General features: G+C 74.1%; 16 protein-coding genes. 14 read left to right on the top strand and 2 right to left on the bottom strand.

The features are described from left to right. Positions 1 to 216 precede the first annotated feature (216 nt). From KSNIM_RS09120 to KSNIM_RS09055, 14 genes are all read left to right on the top strand, one after another. Positions 217 to 1,074: a TIM barrel protein gene (locus tag KSNIM_RS09120; RefSeq protein WP_263102718.1), complete on the top strand. Its 858-nt coding sequence runs from the start codon at positions 217 to 219 to the stop codon at positions 1,072 to 1,074. 43 nt (positions 1,075 to 1,117) lie between these two features. Then, on the top strand, positions 1,118 to 2,002 hold the full coding sequence (locus KSNIM_RS09115; protein ID WP_263102717.1) for a 2-hydroxy-3-oxopropionate reductase: 885 nt from the start codon (positions 1,118 to 1,120) through the stop codon (positions 2,000 to 2,002). 347 nt (positions 2,003 to 2,349) lie between these two features. Then, positions 2,350 to 3,492, top strand: a complete 1,143-nt coding sequence (locus KSNIM_RS09110; RefSeq protein WP_263102716.1) for a glycerate kinase — start codon at positions 2,350 to 2,352, stop codon at positions 3,490 to 3,492. A gap of 150 nt (positions 3,493 to 3,642) precedes the next feature. Continuing rightward, positions 3,643 to 5,010, top strand: coding sequence for an allantoinase AllB (gene allB, locus KSNIM_RS09105; RefSeq protein WP_263102715.1), 1,368 nt, complete (start codon positions 3,643 to 3,645; stop codon positions 5,008 to 5,010). 11 nt (positions 5,011 to 5,021) lie between these two features. After that, a complete protein-coding gene (gene alc / locus KSNIM_RS09100) occupies positions 5,022 to 6,287 on the top strand; it encodes an allantoicase (protein ID WP_317634004.1) in 1,266 nt (421 codons plus the stop codon). 44 nt (positions 6,288 to 6,331) lie between these two features. Beyond that, entirely contained in the window at positions 6,332 to 7,792 is a 1,461-nt protein-coding gene (locus tag KSNIM_RS09095) for a catalase (protein ID WP_263102714.1), read from the top strand. A gap of 201 nt (positions 7,793 to 7,993) precedes the next feature. After that, complete coding sequence (locus KSNIM_RS09090; protein ID WP_263102713.1) at positions 7,994 to 8,779, top strand: IclR family transcriptional regulator; 786 nt, start codon at positions 7,994 to 7,996, stop codon at positions 8,777 to 8,779. A 68-nt stretch (positions 8,780 to 8,847) separates the two neighbouring features. After that, a complete protein-coding gene (locus tag KSNIM_RS09085; RefSeq protein WP_263102712.1) occupies positions 8,848 to 9,486 on the top strand; it encodes a hypothetical protein in 639 nt (212 codons plus the stop codon). A gap of 130 nt (positions 9,487 to 9,616) precedes the next feature. After that, the gene (locus KSNIM_RS09080) at positions 9,617 to 10,510 is read left to right on the top strand and encodes a metal-dependent hydrolase (RefSeq protein ID WP_263102711.1); all 894 of its coding nucleotides are present in this window, start codon (positions 9,617 to 9,619) and stop codon (positions 10,508 to 10,510) included. Positions 10,511 to 10,656: 146 nt separating this feature from the next. Further along, positions 10,657 to 11,742, top strand: a complete 1,086-nt coding sequence (locus KSNIM_RS09075) for a PDR/VanB family oxidoreductase (RefSeq protein WP_263102710.1) — start codon at positions 10,657 to 10,659, stop codon at positions 11,740 to 11,742. A 16-nt stretch (positions 11,743 to 11,758) separates the two neighbouring features. Next, on the top strand, positions 11,759 to 12,589 hold the full coding sequence (locus tag KSNIM_RS09070) for a M24 family metallopeptidase (protein ID WP_263102709.1): 831 nt from the start codon (positions 11,759 to 11,761) through the stop codon (positions 12,587 to 12,589). Further along, the gene (locus KSNIM_RS09065) at positions 12,586 to 14,304 is read left to right on the top strand and encodes an SDR family oxidoreductase (protein WP_263102708.1); all 1,719 of its coding nucleotides are present in this window, start codon (positions 12,586 to 12,588) and stop codon (positions 14,302 to 14,304) included. Before KSNIM_RS09070 ends, KSNIM_RS09065 begins: the two co-directional genes overlap by 4 nt. 62 nt (positions 14,305 to 14,366) lie before the next feature. Next, entirely contained in the window at positions 14,367 to 14,579 is a 213-nt protein-coding gene (locus KSNIM_RS09060; RefSeq protein ID WP_263102707.1) for a type II toxin-antitoxin system VapB family antitoxin, read from the top strand. Further along, positions 14,576 to 14,992: a PIN domain nuclease gene (locus tag KSNIM_RS09055; RefSeq protein ID WP_263102706.1), complete on the top strand. Its 417-nt coding sequence runs from the start codon at positions 14,576 to 14,578 to the stop codon at positions 14,990 to 14,992. The genes KSNIM_RS09060 and KSNIM_RS09055 overlap by 4 nt, the downstream gene beginning before the upstream one ends. 18 nt (positions 14,993 to 15,010) lie before the next feature. Here the strand turns inward: KSNIM_RS09055 and KSNIM_RS09050 are convergent, their stop codons facing one another. Both KSNIM_RS09050 and KSNIM_RS09045 read right to left on the bottom strand, forming a co-directional pair. Beyond that, positions 15,011 to 15,310, bottom strand: a complete 300-nt coding sequence (locus KSNIM_RS09050) for a hypothetical protein (RefSeq protein WP_263102705.1) — start codon at positions 15,308 to 15,310, stop codon at positions 15,011 to 15,013. 142 nt (positions 15,311 to 15,452) lie between these two features. Beyond that, positions 15,453 to 16,664 carry an XdhC family protein gene (locus KSNIM_RS09045; RefSeq protein WP_263102704.1) on the bottom strand — a complete coding sequence of 404 codons (1,212 nt, stop codon included), beginning with the start codon at positions 16,662 to 16,664 and terminating at the stop codon, positions 15,453 to 15,455. Between the last annotated feature and the right edge of the window lie 32 nt (positions 16,665 to 16,696).

Below are 16,696 nucleotides of genomic sequence, written 5' to 3'. Positions count from 1 at the left end.
AGACGGCCTGCGCAAGGGCCGGACGGGCGCACGGGTGCGCGGGAGGGCTGGGTGATCGGACAGGCCGCGGGCGGTGCGACCGGCGCCGTTCGGCCACTTCAACAAATTGTTGCGGCGGCCTTGACGGTTCGGAAGTTCCTCGGAGAAGATTCCACCAGACAGAATCCCCCTTCCGTATCGTGGAAGTCGGGAACGGAAGAGAGGGAAGGTGAGCACGTGACTGCCGCCGCCGCGCACAGCTACACGGTCAACCTGTCGATCCTGTTCAACGAGCTCCCGCTGCTGGAGCGCCCCGCCGCCGCGGCCGCGGCCGGCTTCACCGCCGCCGAGCTCTGGTGGCCCTTCGGCGAGGACCACGACCCGTCGCAGGCCGAGCTGGACGCGCTCCGCAAGGCGTTCACCGACGCCGGCGTGCGGCTCACCGGCCTCAACTTCCTCGACGACCTCGTCAAGGGCGCCCGCGGCACCGTTTCGGTGCCGGCCGAGAGCGAGCGCTTCCGGGCCAACGTGCCGGTCGCCGCCGCCCTCGCCGAGTCCCTCGGAGCCAGGGCGCTGAACGCCCTCTACGGCAACCGGGTGCCCGGCGTGGATCCGGCCGAGCAGGACGCCCTGGCGCTGGAGAACCTCGTCCTCGCCGCCCGGGCCGCGCACTCGGTCGGCGCGATCCTGCTGATCGAGACCCTCAACCGGGTCGAGTCCCCGGACTACGCCCTGCTCACCGCCGAGGCGGCGATCGAGGTCGTGGACAAGGTCAACGCGGCCACCGGCCTCGGCAACGCGAAGTTCCTCTGCGACCTCTACCACCTGGCCAGGAACGGCGAGGACCTCGCCGCGGTGATCGACGGGTACGCCGACCGGATCGGTCACGTGCAGATCGCCGACGTCCCGGCCCGCAACGAGCCCGGCACCGGCGGGCTCGACTTCGAGGACCTCTTCGCCCGGCTCACCGCCGCCGGCTACGGCACGGACGGCGGCTCCGCCGCGGGCGGCCGGATCGGCCTGGAGTACAAGCCCTCCACCGGCGTCAGCGCCGACAGCTTCGAGTGGCTCCCGCGCGAGCTGCGCGCCAACTGAGCCACCCCCTCCACCACCCCCCAAACGCAAGGAGCACGACGCGATGAGCCGCAAGATCGCCTTCATCGGCCTCGGCATCATGGGCAGCCCGATGGCCGCCAACCTGGTCAAGGCCGGCCACCACGTCACCGGCTACAACCTGACCCAGCCGCAGATCGACGCCCTGGTCGCCGCCGGCGGCCACGGCGCCACCAGCATCGCCGACGCGGTGAAGGACGCCGAGGTCGTCATCACCATGGTCCCGGCCGACCCGCAGGTCGAGCAGGTCGTCCTGGGCGAGGGCGGCGTCCTGGAGAACGCGCAGCCGGGCACCCTGGTGATCGACATGTCCTCGATCACCCCGCAGACCTCGATCAAGGTCGAGGCCGCGGCCAGGGAGCGCGGCGTCCGCACCCTGGACGCCCCGGTCTCCGGCGGCGAGGCGGGCGCGGTCGAGGCCGTTCTGTCGATCATGGTCGGCGGCGCGGCGGAGGACTTCGCCGAGGCCAAGCCGCTGTTCGACGCCCTCGGCACCACGGTGGTCCACGTCGGCCCGGCCGGCGCCGGCCAGACCGTGAAGGCTGCCAACCAGCTGATCGTGGCCGTGAACATCCAGGTCCTGGCCGAGGCCGTGGTCTTCCTGGAGAACGCCGGCGTCGACCTGCAGGCCGCGCTCGAGGTGCTCGGCGGCGGCCTGGCCGGCTCCACCGTGCTCAACCGCAAGAAGGCGAACATGCTGAACCGCGAGTTCGCCCCCGGCTTCCGGATCGACCTGCACCACAAGGACATGGGCATCGTCACCGACGCCGCCCGCGCCGTCGGCGCCGCCCTGCCGGTGGGTGCCGTGGTGGCCCAGCTGGTCGCCTCCGCCCGCGCCAACGGCGACGGCTCGCTCGACCACTCCGCCCTGCTGCGCGGCGTCGAGCGCCTCTCCGGCCGGACGGTCTGACCCGGCCCGGCCCCCCGACTCCTCCTGGCGGCGTGTACCTGTCCGGTCGTGCCCGCGCCGCCAGGAGGCAGTAACCCGACCGGCAGCGGGCCGCGGCCCTGCCCGCCCCCTGCCGGTCGTCCCAGACCGGCGGCGCGCCACCCTCCCGGAAGGCACTTCGGTCGTGCCCGTGCGCGCCGCCCCGGCCCCCTCTCCTGCCGAGGGGAGCCTCTCGAACGTCGGAAGCGGGACGAGAGGAACGGCGGAGAGGGGGCCCGTCACGCCGGTGCGGGCGTGCAGCGCCGCGCAGACCCCCGCCCACCTGGGTAGTGCCAGTACGTAGACGTTCCCGACGAAAGGCCACCACCATGCCCGCCACCCCCGCTCAGGGTCATGTGGTCGTCGCGCCCGACAAGTTCAAGGGCTCCCTCGAGGGCGCCGAGGTCGCCGCCCGGATCGCCGCCGGAGTCCGCCGCGCGGCCCCCGGCACCGAGGTCCGCGAACTCCCGGTCGCCGACGGCGGCGAGGGCACCCTGGCGGCCGCCCTCGCGGCCGGTTTCGAGCGGGTCGCGGTCAAGGTGGCGGGCCCGACGGGCCTGCCGGTGGACGCGGCGATCGCCGTCCGCGGCGACACCGCCGTGGTCGAGCTGGCGCAGGCCTCCGGCCTCGCCCGGCTCCCCGGCGGCCGCACCGCACCGCTGGCCGCCGGCTCCTACGGGGTGGGCCAGCTGATCGCCCGGGCCGTCTCGCTCGGTGCCGAGCGGATCGTGCTCGGCCTCGGCGGCAGCGCCTGCACCGACGGCGGCGCGGGCATGGTCCAGGCGCTCGGCGTCGGCCTGTACGACGCGGACGGCGCCGAGCTGTCGCCGGGCGGTGCGGCCCTGCGCCGCCTCGCCCGGATCGACCTCGGCCCGCTGGCCGACCGGCTGTCCGGGGTGGACGTGGTGGTCGCCTGCGACGTCGACAACCCGCTGCTCGGGCCGCGCGGCGCGACCGCCGTGTACGGCCCGCAGAAGGGCGCGGACGGTGACGACCTGGTGGTCCTGGAGGAAGGTCTGACCGTCTGGGCGGACGCCGTCCGGACCGTGACCGGACGGGACGTCCGCGACGCCCCCGGCGCCGGGGCGGCAGGAGGGGTCGGCTTCGCCGCCCTGGCCCTGCTCGGCGCCACCATGCGGCCCGGGATCGAGCTCCTCCTCGATCTCCTGGGCTTCGACGAGGCAGTGCGTGGGGCGCGCCTCGTCGTCACCGGTGAGGGATGCCTGGACGCGCAGACGCTCCACGGCAAGGCCCCCGCCGGCGTCGCCGCGGCGGCCACTCGGGCGGGGGTTCGGGTGGCTGCCGTGGCCGGACGGCTGGAACTGTCGGAACCGGAGTGGCGGGCGGCGGGCTTCGCTGCGGCCGTGGCGCTCACCGACCTGGCCGAACAGCCGGGCGAGAGCATGACCAGGGCCGGCGAACTCGCCGAGACCGCGGGGGAGCGGCTGGCCGCCGAACTGCTCGGCGGCTGAACCCCGGCCCCTCGTAGGTTCCTACATTGACGTTTTGTTGAAGGCGGGCCTAGGCTCCGAGCACTCGCAGCCGCCCGGCCCCTCGCTCAGGCCCAACTCCCGTGCGCGCCTTCGGCACTCCCCACTCGTACCCTCGTTTCGGAGGTCCCGATGCCCTTCAGCGACACGCCGTCCACTCCGGCCGTGATCCGCTCCCGCCGGGTCGTCCTGCCGGACGGCGAGCGCCCGGCCGACGTCCTCGTCCAGGACGGGCGGATCGCCCAGGTCGCCACGCACGGCTCGCTGCTCGTCGGGGACCGCCACCTCACCGACCTCGGCGACACCGCCCTGCTGCCCGGCCTGGTCGACACCCACGTGCACGTCAACGAGCCCGGCCGCACCGAGTGGGAGGGATTCGCCACGGCGACCCGGGCGGCCGCCGCCGGCGGTGTCACCACGATCGTCGACATGCCGCTGAACTCCGTCCCGCCGACCACCACGCCCGCCGGTCTGGAGGCCAAGCGGAAGACCGCCGAGGGCCAGGCCTGGGTCGACCTCGGCTTCTGGGGCGGTGCCGTACCCGGCAACACCGGCGACCTGGCGGCGCTGCACGAGGCCGGCGTCTTCGGCTTCAAGAGCTTCCTCGCCCCGTCCGGCGTGGACGAGTTCCCGCACCTGGCCACCCAGGACGACCTGGAGTCGGCGCTCGCCGAGCAGGCCCGGATCGGCGCGCTCGCCATCATCCACGCCGAGGACCCGGCCGTCCTCGACGCCGCCCCGCAGCAGCCCGGCGTGCACTACCGCGACTTCCTCGCCTCCCGGCCCGACGACGCCGAGGCCGCCGCCGTCGCCCGGCTGCTCGACACCGCCCGCCGCACCGGCACCCGGGTGCACATCCTGCACGTCTCCTCGGCCGCCGTGCTGCCGCTGCTGCGGCAGGCCCGGGAGGACGGCGTGCAGGTGACCGCCGAGACCTGCCCGCACTACCTCACCCTCACCGCGGAGGAGGTGCCGGACGGCGACACCGCCTTCAAGTGCTGCCCGCCGATCCGCTCCGAGTCCAACCGGGACGCCCTCTGGGCGGCCCTCGCGGCCGGCGAGTTCGCCGCCGTCGTCTCCGACCACTCGCCGTCCACCCCGGACCTGAAGCTGCTGGAGCGCTACGGCGGCAGCGGCGACTTCGCCGCCGCCTGGGGCGGCATCGCCTCCCTGCAGCTCGGTCTGCCCGCGGTCTGGACGGAGGCCCGCCGCCGCGGCCACACCCTCGCCGACGTCGTCCGCTGGATGGCCTCCGGCCCGGCCGCCCTGGTCGGCCTCACCGGCACCAAGGGCGCCATCGCCCCCGGGTACGACGCCGACCTCGTCGCCTTCGACCCGGACGCCGACTTCGCGGTGCACGCCGAGGAGCTGCACCACCGCAACCCCGTCACCCCGTACGCCGGCCGCACCCTCACCGGCGCGGTGCGCACCACCTGGCTCCGCGGCCGGGCGGTCGACACCGCCGGCGAGCCGTTCGGCCGACAGATCACCCGTCCCTGAGGAGAGTCGAGTTGAGCACCGAGAAGACCGCGGCCGCGCCCTTCACCGAGCTGGTCGACCTGGCCTCCCGCCGGCTGGGCGCCGGCGTCGTCGCCACCAACGAGGACACCTTCGCCGACGCGGAGAACCTGCTGGTCGCCAAGCCCGCCGAGTTCCGCCCGCACACCTTCGGCCACAAGGGCCAGATCATGGACGGCTGGGAGTCCCGCCGCCGCCGCGGCGCCTCGGCCGACCAGCCGCACCCCACCGACGAGGAGCACGACTGGGCGATCGTCCGGCTCGGCGCGGCCGGCGTGATCCGCGGCGTGGTCGTCGACACCGCGCACTTCACCGGCAACTACCCGGAGACGGCCTCCGTCCAGGCCGCCTCCGTACCCGGCCACCCCTCGCCCGCCGAGGTCGAGGCCGCCGAGTGGACGGACCTGGTGCCGCGCACCCCGCTGAAGGGCGACACCGCGCACGAGTTCGCGGTCGACAACGGCACCCGCTGGACGCACGTGCGGCTCAACATCTGGCCGGACGGCGGCGTCGCCCGGCTGCGGGTGCACGGCGAGGTGCTGCCCGACCCGCGCGAGCTCGACGGCCTCACCTTCGACCTCGCCGCCCAGGAGACCGGCGGAGTCGCCGAGGCCGCCTCGGACCGCTACTTCTCCTCCCCGCACAACCTGAACGCTCCCGGCCGCGCCACCGTCATGGGCGAGGGCTGGGAGACCCGGCGTCGGCGCGACAAGGCCAACGACTGGGTCCGGATCGCCCTGGCCGGGGGCGGCGAGGTCCTGGCCGCCGAGGTGGACACCACCCACTTCGTCGCCAACGCCCCCGGCTGGGCCGACCTGGTGGGCTACGACGCCTCCGCCGGCGGCGACCCCGCCACCGACACCGCCGGCTGGTTCCCGCTGCTGCCCCGCACCCGGCTGCAGCCGGACACCCGGCACCGCTTCCGGCTCGACGCCGGACGCCCCGCCACCCACGTGAAGATCAACGTCTACCCCGACGGCGGCCTCGCCCGGCTCCGGCTCACCGGCCGCCTCACCGAGGCCGGCCGCGCCGCCCTGGCCCTGCGCTGGTTCGACGCGCTGCCCGCCGCCGAGGCCGAGTCCGCCCTCACCGCGGCCGGCCTGACCGCCGACGAGGCCGCCGGGCTGACCGCCGCCCGGCCGCTCCGGGACGCCGCCGCCACCGGCGCCGCCGCGGCCGCCCTCGTCCCGGCCGACGGCCCGGACGGCGAGCACACCTCCCGCCGCCGCGCCGCCCTCTGGCGCCTCCTCGGCGTCTGACCCCAGACCCCCCTGCACCGCACCGCTGCTACTGAAGGACCCTCATGCCGAAGATCCTGACCACCGAGTCCGGCGCGCCCGTCGCCGACAACCAGAACTCCGCCTCGGCCGGCGAGTACGGCCCGCTGCTGATCCAGGACCAGCAGCTGCTGGAGAAGCTCGCCCGGTTCAACCGTGAGCGCATCCCGGAGCGCGTGGTGCACGCCCGTGGCTCCGGCGCCTACGGCTACTTCGAGGTCACCGACGAGGTCTCGCAGTACACCCGGGCGGACTTCCTGTCGGCCGTCGGCAAGCGCACCGACGTCTTCCTGCGCTTCTCCACGGTGGCCGGCAACCTGGGCGCCTCGGACGCGGTCCGCGACCCGCGCGGCTTCGCGCTGAAGTTCTACACCGCCGACGGCAACTACGACCTGGTCGGCAACAACACCCCGGTGTTCTTCATCAAGGACCCGATCAAGTTCCCCGACTTCATCCACTCGCAGAAGCGCGACCCGTACACCGGCATCACCGAGGCCGAGAACGTCTGGGACTTCTGGGCGCACGCCCCCGAGGCCACCCACCAGATCACCTGGCTGTTCGGCGACCGCGGCATCCCCGCCTCCTACCGTCACATGAACGGCTACGGCTCGCACACCTACCAGTGGGTCAACGAGCAGGGCGACGCCTACTGGGTGAAGTACCACTTCAAGACCAACCAGGGCATCCGCTCGCTGGACGGCTCGCAGGCCGCCGAGGTGGTCGGCGGGGACGCCGACAGCCACCAGCGCGACCTGCACCAGGCCATCGAGCGCGGGGTGTTCCCGTCCTGGACGCTCTACGTCCAGTTGATGCCGGTCGCCGAGGCCGCCACCTACCGCTTCAACCCGTTCGACCTGACCAAGGTGTGGCCGCACGCCGACTACCCGCTGGTCAAGGTCGGCCGCCTGGTGCTCAACAAGAACCCGGAGAACGTCTTCGCCGAGGTCGAGCAGGCCGCCTTCTCGCCGAACAACTTCGTGCCCGGCATCGGCCCGTCCCCCGACAAGATGCTCCAGGGCCGCCTGTTCGCCTACGCCGACGCCCAGCGCTACCGCCTCGGCGTCAACCACACCCAGCTGCCGGTGAACGCCCCGCGCGCCACCGAGGCGAACAACTACGGCCGCGACGGCCTGGGCGCCCTCAACACGGCCGGCCGCGCCAAGAACTACGAGCCGAACTCCTTCGACGGCCCGGCGCAGACCGACAACGCGCTCGCCGCCCCCGTCCGGCTGGAGGGCCACACCGGCACGTACACCACCCCGGCCCACACCAAGGACGACGACTTCTTCCAGGCCGGCGAGCTCTACCGGCTGATGTCCGACGGGGAGAAGGACCGCCTGATCGCCAACCTGGCCGGCTTCCTCGGCCAGGTCGGCCGCGAGGACATCGTGGAGAAGAACCTCGCCCACTTCCACGCGGCCGACGAGGAGTACGGCAGCCGCCTGGAGGCCGCGGTGAAGAAGCTCCGCGCCGGCGACGACGCCTGACCGGCACCCCGACCGGGCCTCTCCCCCCTGGGCAGTGGGGGAGGGGCCCTTCGCCGTACCGCTCGCCGGCTCCCGGAGACCTGACGGACGCTCACGAACCCTGCCGCATCCCGGCGTACGGGCGGCGAGGCGGGCACCCGCGCGGCTAGGCTGGAGAGGCGCGGCCGCGCCGCGTGTACGCGCGAGCGGAAGGGGACGCCCATGCCGGCACCGAGCCGGGGCCGCCGGACCGGCCCCGCCCACGGCCGCCCGAACCCGAACCCCTACGGGCCGCTGCACCGCGCACTGCGCCTGCTGGAGGCCGTCGACCGGCACCCGTACGGCGTCGACACCACCCGGCTGGCCCGCGAACTCGGCCTGCAGGCCGCGGCCGTGCGGGAACTCGCCGAGACCCTGGAGTGCGAGGGCTACCTGCTCTTCGACGACGGCGTCTGGCTGCTCGGCGGCGCGCTCACCGTACTCGGCCAGCAGAACCGCGAACAGCTCGTCCGGGCGCGACTGCACCGCCGGCTCGCCGACCTGCGCGACGAACTCGGCGCCGCCGTCTACTTCAGCCGCTACCACGACGGCGAACTGACCGTGGAGGCCGTCTCCGCCGCCGACCACGCGCCCGCCGTCCAGGAGTGGGTGGACTTCCGGGCGACGGCCCACGCCAGCGCGATGGGCAAGTGCCTGCTCGGGCAGCTCGACCACAACGGCCGCCGCGACCACCTCGCCCGCCACCCCGTCGCCCGGCTCACCTCCCGCACCATCACCGACACCGAGCAACTGCTGCACCGCCTGGACCGGCAGCCCGCCACCGTCCCCGTGCTCGACCTCCAGGAGTACGCGCTGGGCACCGTCTGCGCGGCCGTCCCCGTCACCGCCGGCGCCACCGTCGGCTGCCTGGCCACCTCCCTGCCCGCCACCGAGACCCACCGCCTGCGCGCCGCAGCCGAGCTCCTGTCCCTGCGCGCCGCCCCGCTGATGCTCGCGATGGCGGTGTAGCCCCGGCGTGGACCCGTCCCGGCCCGGGCAGGATCCGATGGTGGCCGGCGCCGTCGGAGGGGGAAGCCATGACCACCGGGGTTCGGCCGTTCGGCCTGCTGTGCGTCGCGGCCGGGCTGGCGGCCGCCGTCCCGTCGGCCGCGGCGATCGCCTACTCCGCCGGCGTGGACTGGCAGCTGGACCCGGCCGGGCCGGTGTTGTTCCTGCTGCTCGGCGGCCTGGTGCTGGCGTTCCTCGGCGGCCTGCTGGCCAGGGCCGATGTGCTCGTCGGCTGCCTGGCGGCCCTGTTCTTCCTGGCCATGCTCTGCATCGGTGCCGAGCTGGCCGGCCGGGCGGTGGAGCGCACCCGTGACTGGTACCGGACTCCGCAGGCGGTCAGCGTCACCGTGACGGAGTGCCAGGTGTACCAGGAGGCCGCCGGGCCGTTCGGCGACCGCTACGGCTGCCTGCACTCCTGGACCTTCGACGGGCGGCAGTTGACCGAGCGGCGCCTCGCCGGGGACCACCCGGACGGCCGCCGGATCCGGCTCTGGATGGACCCGGACGACGGATCGCTCGACGACCACGCACTCGTCACCATCCTCGGTGCGACGGCCTTCGGCCTCTTCACCGGGGCTCTCGCCCTGCTGATGGCCCTGCTCGCGGTCGAGTCCTTCCTGACGCAGATCCGTGCCGCAGTCCGCGGCGCCGCGCCGTTGCCGGACTGAGCCCGGGACCGGCGCGGAGCGATGCTCGGAAACTTATTAGACTCAATGTCGATAAGGCCCTTGCCGGGCCTGCTACCCGCGAGTACGTTGCCAGGGTCGAAGCCGCCACCGCAGGCCAGGAGGCTCACCCATGCCCGGCACCACCCAGCCCCCGCGGGTCCACGACAGCCTCGTCCTGGAACCCCGCGACGTGCAGTTCGACTGGTCCAGCCTGCCGCTGCACTGGATCCCCGACGAGCCGTTCGCCACCCACACCATCAACGTGCTCCACCTGCTCCTCCCGGAGGGCGAACGCTGGTTCGTCCGGGTCTTCTCCGACGCCCTGCCGATGATCACCGACGAGCAGCTCCGCGAGGAGGTCCTCGGCTTCATCGGCCAGGAGGCCATCCACGCCGAGGCCCACCAAGAGGTCCTCGACCACCTGCTCGGCCAGGGACTCGACCCCCGCCCCTACCTCCGCCAGATCGGCTGGCTCTTCCACCGCGTCCTCGGCGACAAGCCCGGCCTGACGGGCCGCCGGCGCCGCGAGAACATCATCGAGCGGGTCGCCTTCGTCGCCGCGATCGAACACTTCACCGCCTTCCTCGGCAACTGGGCGCTCAACTCGCCCGGCCTGGACCGCGCCCAGGCCGACCCCACCATGCTCGACCTGCTGCGCTGGCACGGCGCCGAGGAGGTCGAGCACCGCAGCGTCGCCTACGACCTGCTGGTCCACCTCGACCCGGGCTACCTGCGGCGGATGCGCGGCATGCTCGTCTCCGGGCCGCTGCTGGTGCACCTGTGGGTGCGCGGAGTGCGGTTCCTGCTCGCCGCCGACCCCGAACTCCGCGGCAGGATCCGGCCGACCTGGCGTGAGGCGCAGGTGCAGGCCCGCCGCGGCCTGCTGCCCGACCCGAGGGCGATGGCCCGCTCCGCCGCCCGCTACTTCAAGCCCGGCTACCACCCCACCCAGGAAGGCTCCTCCAGCCAGGCCCTCGGCTACCTGGCCACCTCCCCGGCCGCCCGCGCAGCCGCCACCCACTGAGGGGGCAACCCCCAAGGCGCCCCTCTGGGGGGGATGCCTCCGTTCTGCGCGCTGTGGGTGCACCCACGCGCCCCTGGGGGACGCCCTCCCGCGCCGCTGAGGTCGCCCCTCATGTTCCGATATCGATCGCCACGGAGCCGCCACCGATGGATCTCGTCACTCCGCCGCCCGACCTGTACGGCCGCCCCCGGGACGACCGCTTCATGCGGTGGCTCACCGCCTTCGGCGACCGCTACAGCCCGGCCCTCGGCAGTCCCGGGCTGCGTCGCAGCCCCCGCAGGGCGGCCCCCGCCCCCGTCCCGCCCCTGCGCCTGGTGGTCACAGGTCGCCGCGCGGTGGCCGAGGACGTGGCCGCCCTCGACCTCGCCGAACCCTCCGGTGGCCCGCTGCCCGCCTGGCAGCCCGGTGCGCGGCTGCTCCTCACCCTGCCCTCCGGCCGGCAGCGCCACTACTCCCTCTGCGGCGACCCGGCCGACCGGCACCGCTACCGGATCGCGGTGCGCCGGATCGCCGACGGCGGCGGCGGGTCGGTCGAGCTGCACGACGAGGTGGCGGTCGGCGCTCTGCTGACCGCCGCCCGCCCGCGCAACGGTTTCGCCTTCTGTGCGGAGCCCGCCGTGCTGCTGCTGGCCGGTGGCATCGGCATCACGCCGCTGCTGCCGATGGCCCGTCAGGCGCGGTCGCTCGGCCTCGACTGGCGGCTGGTGCACACGGGCCGTACGGCCGCGGCGCTGCCGTTCACCGCGGAGCTGCGCGCCCTCGACCCGGGCCGCGTGGAGATCCGTACCGACGACCGCGACGGTGTACCGGACGCCGCCGAGCTGCTCGCCCGGGCCCCGCGCGGCGCTGCCGTCTACTGCTGCGGCCCGGCGCCGATGCTGGCCGCCGTCCAGCGGGCGTTCGACGCCTCGCCGGCCCGTGCACTGCACTTCGAGCGGTTCGGTGCGGCCCCGGTGACCGGCGGTCACCCGTTCACCGTCCGGCTCGGTGCCGACGGTCCCGAACTCGCCGTGCCCGCCGACCGGTCCGCCCTGGACGTGGCCCGCGACTTCCGTCCCGACCTGCCGTACTCCTGCAGGCAGGGCTTCTGCGGCATCTGCCGGGTGCGGGTGCTGGACGGGACGCCCGAGCACCGCGACCGCCGGCTGACCCCGGCCGAGCGCGCGGGCGGTGCCCTGCTGCCCTGCGTCTCCCGTGCCGCCGAGGGCGAGACCCTCGTCCTGGACCTCTGAACCGCCGAGGAGAGCCGTGAGTTTCCCGTACGACGAGCACGACCTTGCCCGCTTCCGCGAGACCCAGCAACTCGCCTACCACTGTGCGGAGCAGGTCGCCGCCTGGATCGAACCCGGTGTCACCGAGCGGCAGGCGACCGCGAAGCTGCGCCGCTGCCTGGAACGGGCCGGGGTGCAGGACTACTTCCACGTGCCGTTCGCCTGGTTCGGTGACCGCACGGCCTTCCGGCACTTCCACACTCCGCTGCAGTTCTTCGCCGGCGGGCGCCGGCTGGAGGAGGGCATGCCGTACGTGCTGGACTGCGCGCCGGTGGTGGACGGCTACACCGCGGACATCGGCTACGGCGGCAAGGTCGGCGAGAACCCGGTGTGGGACCGCCTCGCCGCCGACCTGAAGGTCTACCGGGAGCTGATCCTCGCCGAGGTCAGGGCCCGCAAGCCGCTGAACGAGGTGTACGCGGCGGTGGACGCCCAGCTCGCCGTGCACGGCTACGACAACCGGCACCGGGTCTACCCCGGCCGGGTGATCGGCCACCGGGTCACCCGGACCACCGCCCGCGGCCCGGCCGGCGTCACCCTCTTCGGCTTCGGCGTGCGTACACTCCAGACGCTCGGCCGGGAGCTGATCGGCGAGCGGCTGCACGGCCGCTCCCCGCTCTGGGCGGACGGCCGCTCGTCCCGGCACGCACCCACCCCGGGCCTGTGGGCGGTCGAGCCGCACATCGGCTTCCGGGACGTGGGCATCAAGTTCGAGGAACTGCTCGTCGTCACGGACGACGACGCGTTCTGGCTCGACGACGACCTGCCGCACGTGCGGCGCTGGACGCTCCAGGAGGAGGCCGCATGACCATCCGCCGCCGCACCGTCCACTCCGGCGGGCTGCCGCTGGCCGTGTACGAGCAGGGCGACCCGGCCCGGCCGACCGTCCTGCTGGTGCACGGCTACCCGGACACCCACGCGGTCTGGGACGACGTCGCCGCCGACCTCGCCGTCGACCACCACGTCGTCCGCTACGACGTCCGCGGCGCCGGCGGTTCCGGCGTGCCCGCCGCCCGGGACGGCTACCGGCTGGAGCACCTCGGCGCCGACCTGTTCGCCGTCGCCGACGCCGTGAGCCCGGACGATCCGGTGCACGTGGTCGCCCACGACTGGGGCTCCATCCAGTCCTGGGAGGCCGTCACCGAGCCCGGAGCGCACCGCCGGATCGCCTCCTACACCACCGTCTCCGGACCGTCGCTGGACCACATCGGCCACTGGATCCGGCACCGGATGCGCCGCCCCACCCCGCGGCACCTGCGTCAGCTGCTCGTCCAGGGCGTGCACTCCTGGTACATCACGGCCTTCCAACTGCCCTACCTGGCACCGGCCGTCTGGCGGCTCTTCCTGGCCCGCGCCTGGCCGACCGTGCTGCACCGGATGGAGGCCGTCACCCCGCGGCCCGGCCACCCGCAGCCCACCCTCGGCCGGGACGCCGTCCGCGGGATCGAGCTCTACCGGGCCAACTTCCGGCCGGTGCTGCGCAGTCCGCGCGAACGGCCGACCGAGGTGCCCGTCCAGCTGATCACCCTGGAGCGGGACCGCTACGTCTCCACCTTCCTCTCCGAGGGCCTGGAGCGCTGGGTGCCCCACCTGACCCGCCGCACCCTGGACGCCGGCCACTGGTCGGCACTGCTGGAGAAGGGCGGCACAGTGGCCCGGCTCGTCCGCGAACACGTCACCCGGGTCGCCGCCGGACACGTCCAGGGCCCGCCGGTGAGCGGCCGGCTCGCGGTGGTCACCGGCGGCGGCAGCGGCATCGGGCGGGCGACCGCGCTGGCCTTCGCCGAGCAGGGCGACCGGGTGGTGGTCTGCGACCTCGACCTCGCCGCCGCCGAACGCACCGCCGAACTCTGCGGCCTGGTCGGCCCCCGGGCGCACGCGATCCGGGTGGACGTCTCCGACGGCGAGGCCGTGGACGCCTTCGCCCGGCAGGTCGCCGCCGAGCACGGCGTGCCCGACGTGGTGGTCAACAACGCCGGGATCGGCCACGCCGGGACCTTCCTGCAGACCACCGAGAAGGAGTGGCAGCGCGTCCTGGACGTCAACCTCTGGGGCGTCATCCACGGCTGCCGCGCCTTCGGCGCCCTGATGGTGGCCCGCGGCGGAGGCGGACACATCGTCAACCTGGCCTCGGCGGCCGCCTACCTGCCGGCGAAGTCGCTGGCCGCGTACGCCACCAGCAAGGCCGGGGTGCTGATGCTCTCGGACTGCCTGCGGGCCGAGCTCGCCCCGCACGGGATCGGCGTCTCCGCGATCTGCCCCGGCATCGTGGCGACCAACATCACCAGCACCACCACCTTCTCCGGCACCGACCCGGACGAGCAGGCCGCCAAGCGGGCCAAGGCCACCAAGGCCTACGCCCGCCGGGGCTTCCCGCCCGAGAAGGTCGCCGCCGAGATCCTCCGCGCCGTCCGCACCGGCAAGCCGGTCGTCCCGGTCACCTTCGAGGCCAAGGCCGCCCGCCTCCTCGGCCGCCTCAGCCCCGCGCTCCTGCGCCGCCTCGCCCGCCTCGACATCGGCTGACGGCCACGGGGCCGTGATATCGGATAGCATGAGATTCGATATCACTGCCTCGGGAGGTTGCCATGACGCGCACGGTGATAGATGTGGACGACGAGCTGCTGGCCGAGGCCGCGGAGATCTTCGGCACCACCACGAAGGTGGCCACCGTGAACGCCGCGCTCGCCGATGCGATCAAGCGGCGGAAGCGGGAGTCCTTCCTGAACTGGTTGGCCGAAGGCGGCCTGCCGGACCTCACCGGGCCGGTGGAGGGTGATTCGGAGCACCGGGCGGCATGACGGAACGCTTTCTGATCGACACCTCGACCCTCGCGCGATTCCCCAAGCAGGCCGTTCGCAGGGCGGTGGAACCGCTCCACAACGCAGGCCTGCTGGCCGTCTGCGCGGCGGTCGAACTGGAGGTCCTGCGCAGCGCCCGGTCGAAGGCCGAGGCCGAGCGCATCCGCGACGAGATGCGCGGCTTCGACTGGCTGCCGACGACCCACGAGGTCTGGGACCGGGCGCTGGACGTCCAGGTGCTCCTGGTCGGTGCGGGCAACTGGCGGGCGGTGTCGACCGCCGACCTGGTGATCGCCGCGACGGCGGAGCGCCACGGCGTCACCGTGCTGCACTACGACGGCGACTACGACATGATCGCGCAGGTCACCGGCCAGCCGACGCGGTGGGTGGTCCCCGCCGGTGAGGCCGACTGACCTCCGGGGCGAGTCCCGTTAGGACTGGGCGGTGAGGCGGGCGAGGCCGGTCTGGAGTTCCTGGGCGGTGAGGCAGGGGACCACCTCGACGTCGGCGCCCATCTCCGTCCAGAGCGGTTCGACGAGGGGGATCAGGTCGGCCTCGTCGGCGATGTTCACCACCATGGTGAAGCCCCGGCGGCCGTGCAGCGGGTAGAAGTAGGCCGCCTCGGGCTTGAGGGTGTTGAGCATCTCCTCCACCGACTCGGGCATCTTCCCCGCGGCGACCACGGCGTTGGAGCGCTCGGTGTCGATCGAGGCCTGGATCAGCATGCGCATGGCGGTGGTCCCTTCGGTGCGGAGAACGACCGGCCGGCCGCTCGGACCTCGCCGGGTGGGGGGCGGTCCTCAGGTCTCCAGCGTCGCGCCGCGGAGGCGGCCCCGCACCCGGACCGACCGGGCCGACCGGACCACCCTGTGCTCAGGCTGCGTGCGGCCGCTGTCGCGGCTTCGGCTCGGGTTCCGGCTCGGGTGCGACCGCCGTCAGGTCGTGGTGGATGGGGCCGTCGCCGGCGGAGAGGGGCAGGCAGCTGCCGCCGCGGCGGTGGGCGACGATTTCGGCGGCGACGGAGACGGCGGTCTCCTCGGGGGTGCGGGCGCCGAGGTCGAGGCCGATGGGGGAGCGGAGGCGGGCGATCTCGGTGTCGGTGAGGCCGGCCTCGCGCAGGCGGGTGTTGCGGTCGCGGTGGGTGCGGCGGGAGCCCATGGCGCCGATGTAGCCGACGGGCAGGCGCAGGGCGCGTTCGAGGAGGGGGATGTCGAATTTGGCGTCGTGGGTGAGGACGCACAGGACGGTGCGGCCGTCGATGCGGTGGTGCTGGGTGTCGAGGTAGCGGTGCGGCCAGTCGACGACGATCTCGTCGGCGTCGGGGAAGCGGCGGGCGGTGGCGAAGACGGGGCGGGCGTCGCAGACGGTGACGTGGTAGCCGAGGAACTTGCCGATGCGGACGACGGCGGCGGCGAAGTCGATGGCGCCGAAGACGATCATACGGGGGGCGGGGACGTGGGCCTCGACGAGGACGGTGACGGTGCCCTGGTCGGTCGGGTCGCAGGGGCGGCCGTCGAGGGCGAGGACGACGGTGCCGGTGCGGCCGGCGTCGAGCATGGCGCGGGCCTCGGCGACGATCGAGCGCTCCAGCGACAGCGTGGTGGGCCCGGGGGTGGCGGAGCCGGCGGGGGAGAGGCTGCCGTGGTGGGTGTCGGCGGTGACGGCGACGGCGGCGCCCAGCAGGGCGTCCGGGCCGGAGACGATCCGGGCGAGGGCGACGGGCGTGCCGGAGGCGGTGTAGGTGATGGCGGTGTCGACGGCCAGGTCGGTGCCCGGCACGACCGGCTGGACGAAGACGTCGAGGACGCCGCCGCAGGTGAGGCCGACGGCGAAGGCGTCCTCGTCGCTGTAGCCGAAGCGTTCGAGGACGGGTTCGCCGGTGCGGATCGCCTCCTGGCAGAGGTCGTAGACGGCGCTCTCGACGCAGCCGCCGGAGACCGAGCCGATCGCCTCGCCGTACTCGTCGACGGCGAGGGCGGCGCCGGGGTCGCGCGGGGCGCTGCCGGAGACGGCGACGACGGTGGCCACGGCGAAGGAGCGCCCGGACGCGTGCCAGGCGTTGAGCTGCGCGGCGATGTCCTGCATGGGTGGGTGCTCCTTAGGACGAGGGTAACGGG

This window comes from Kitasatospora sp. DSM 101779 (assembly GCF_025655475.1).
Lineage (GTDB): Bacteria > Actinomycetota > Actinomycetes > Streptomycetales > Streptomycetaceae > Kitasatospora.
The sequence above is the reverse complement of the archived record's forward strand: the minus strand, read 5'-3'. Positions and strand labels throughout refer to the sequence as shown.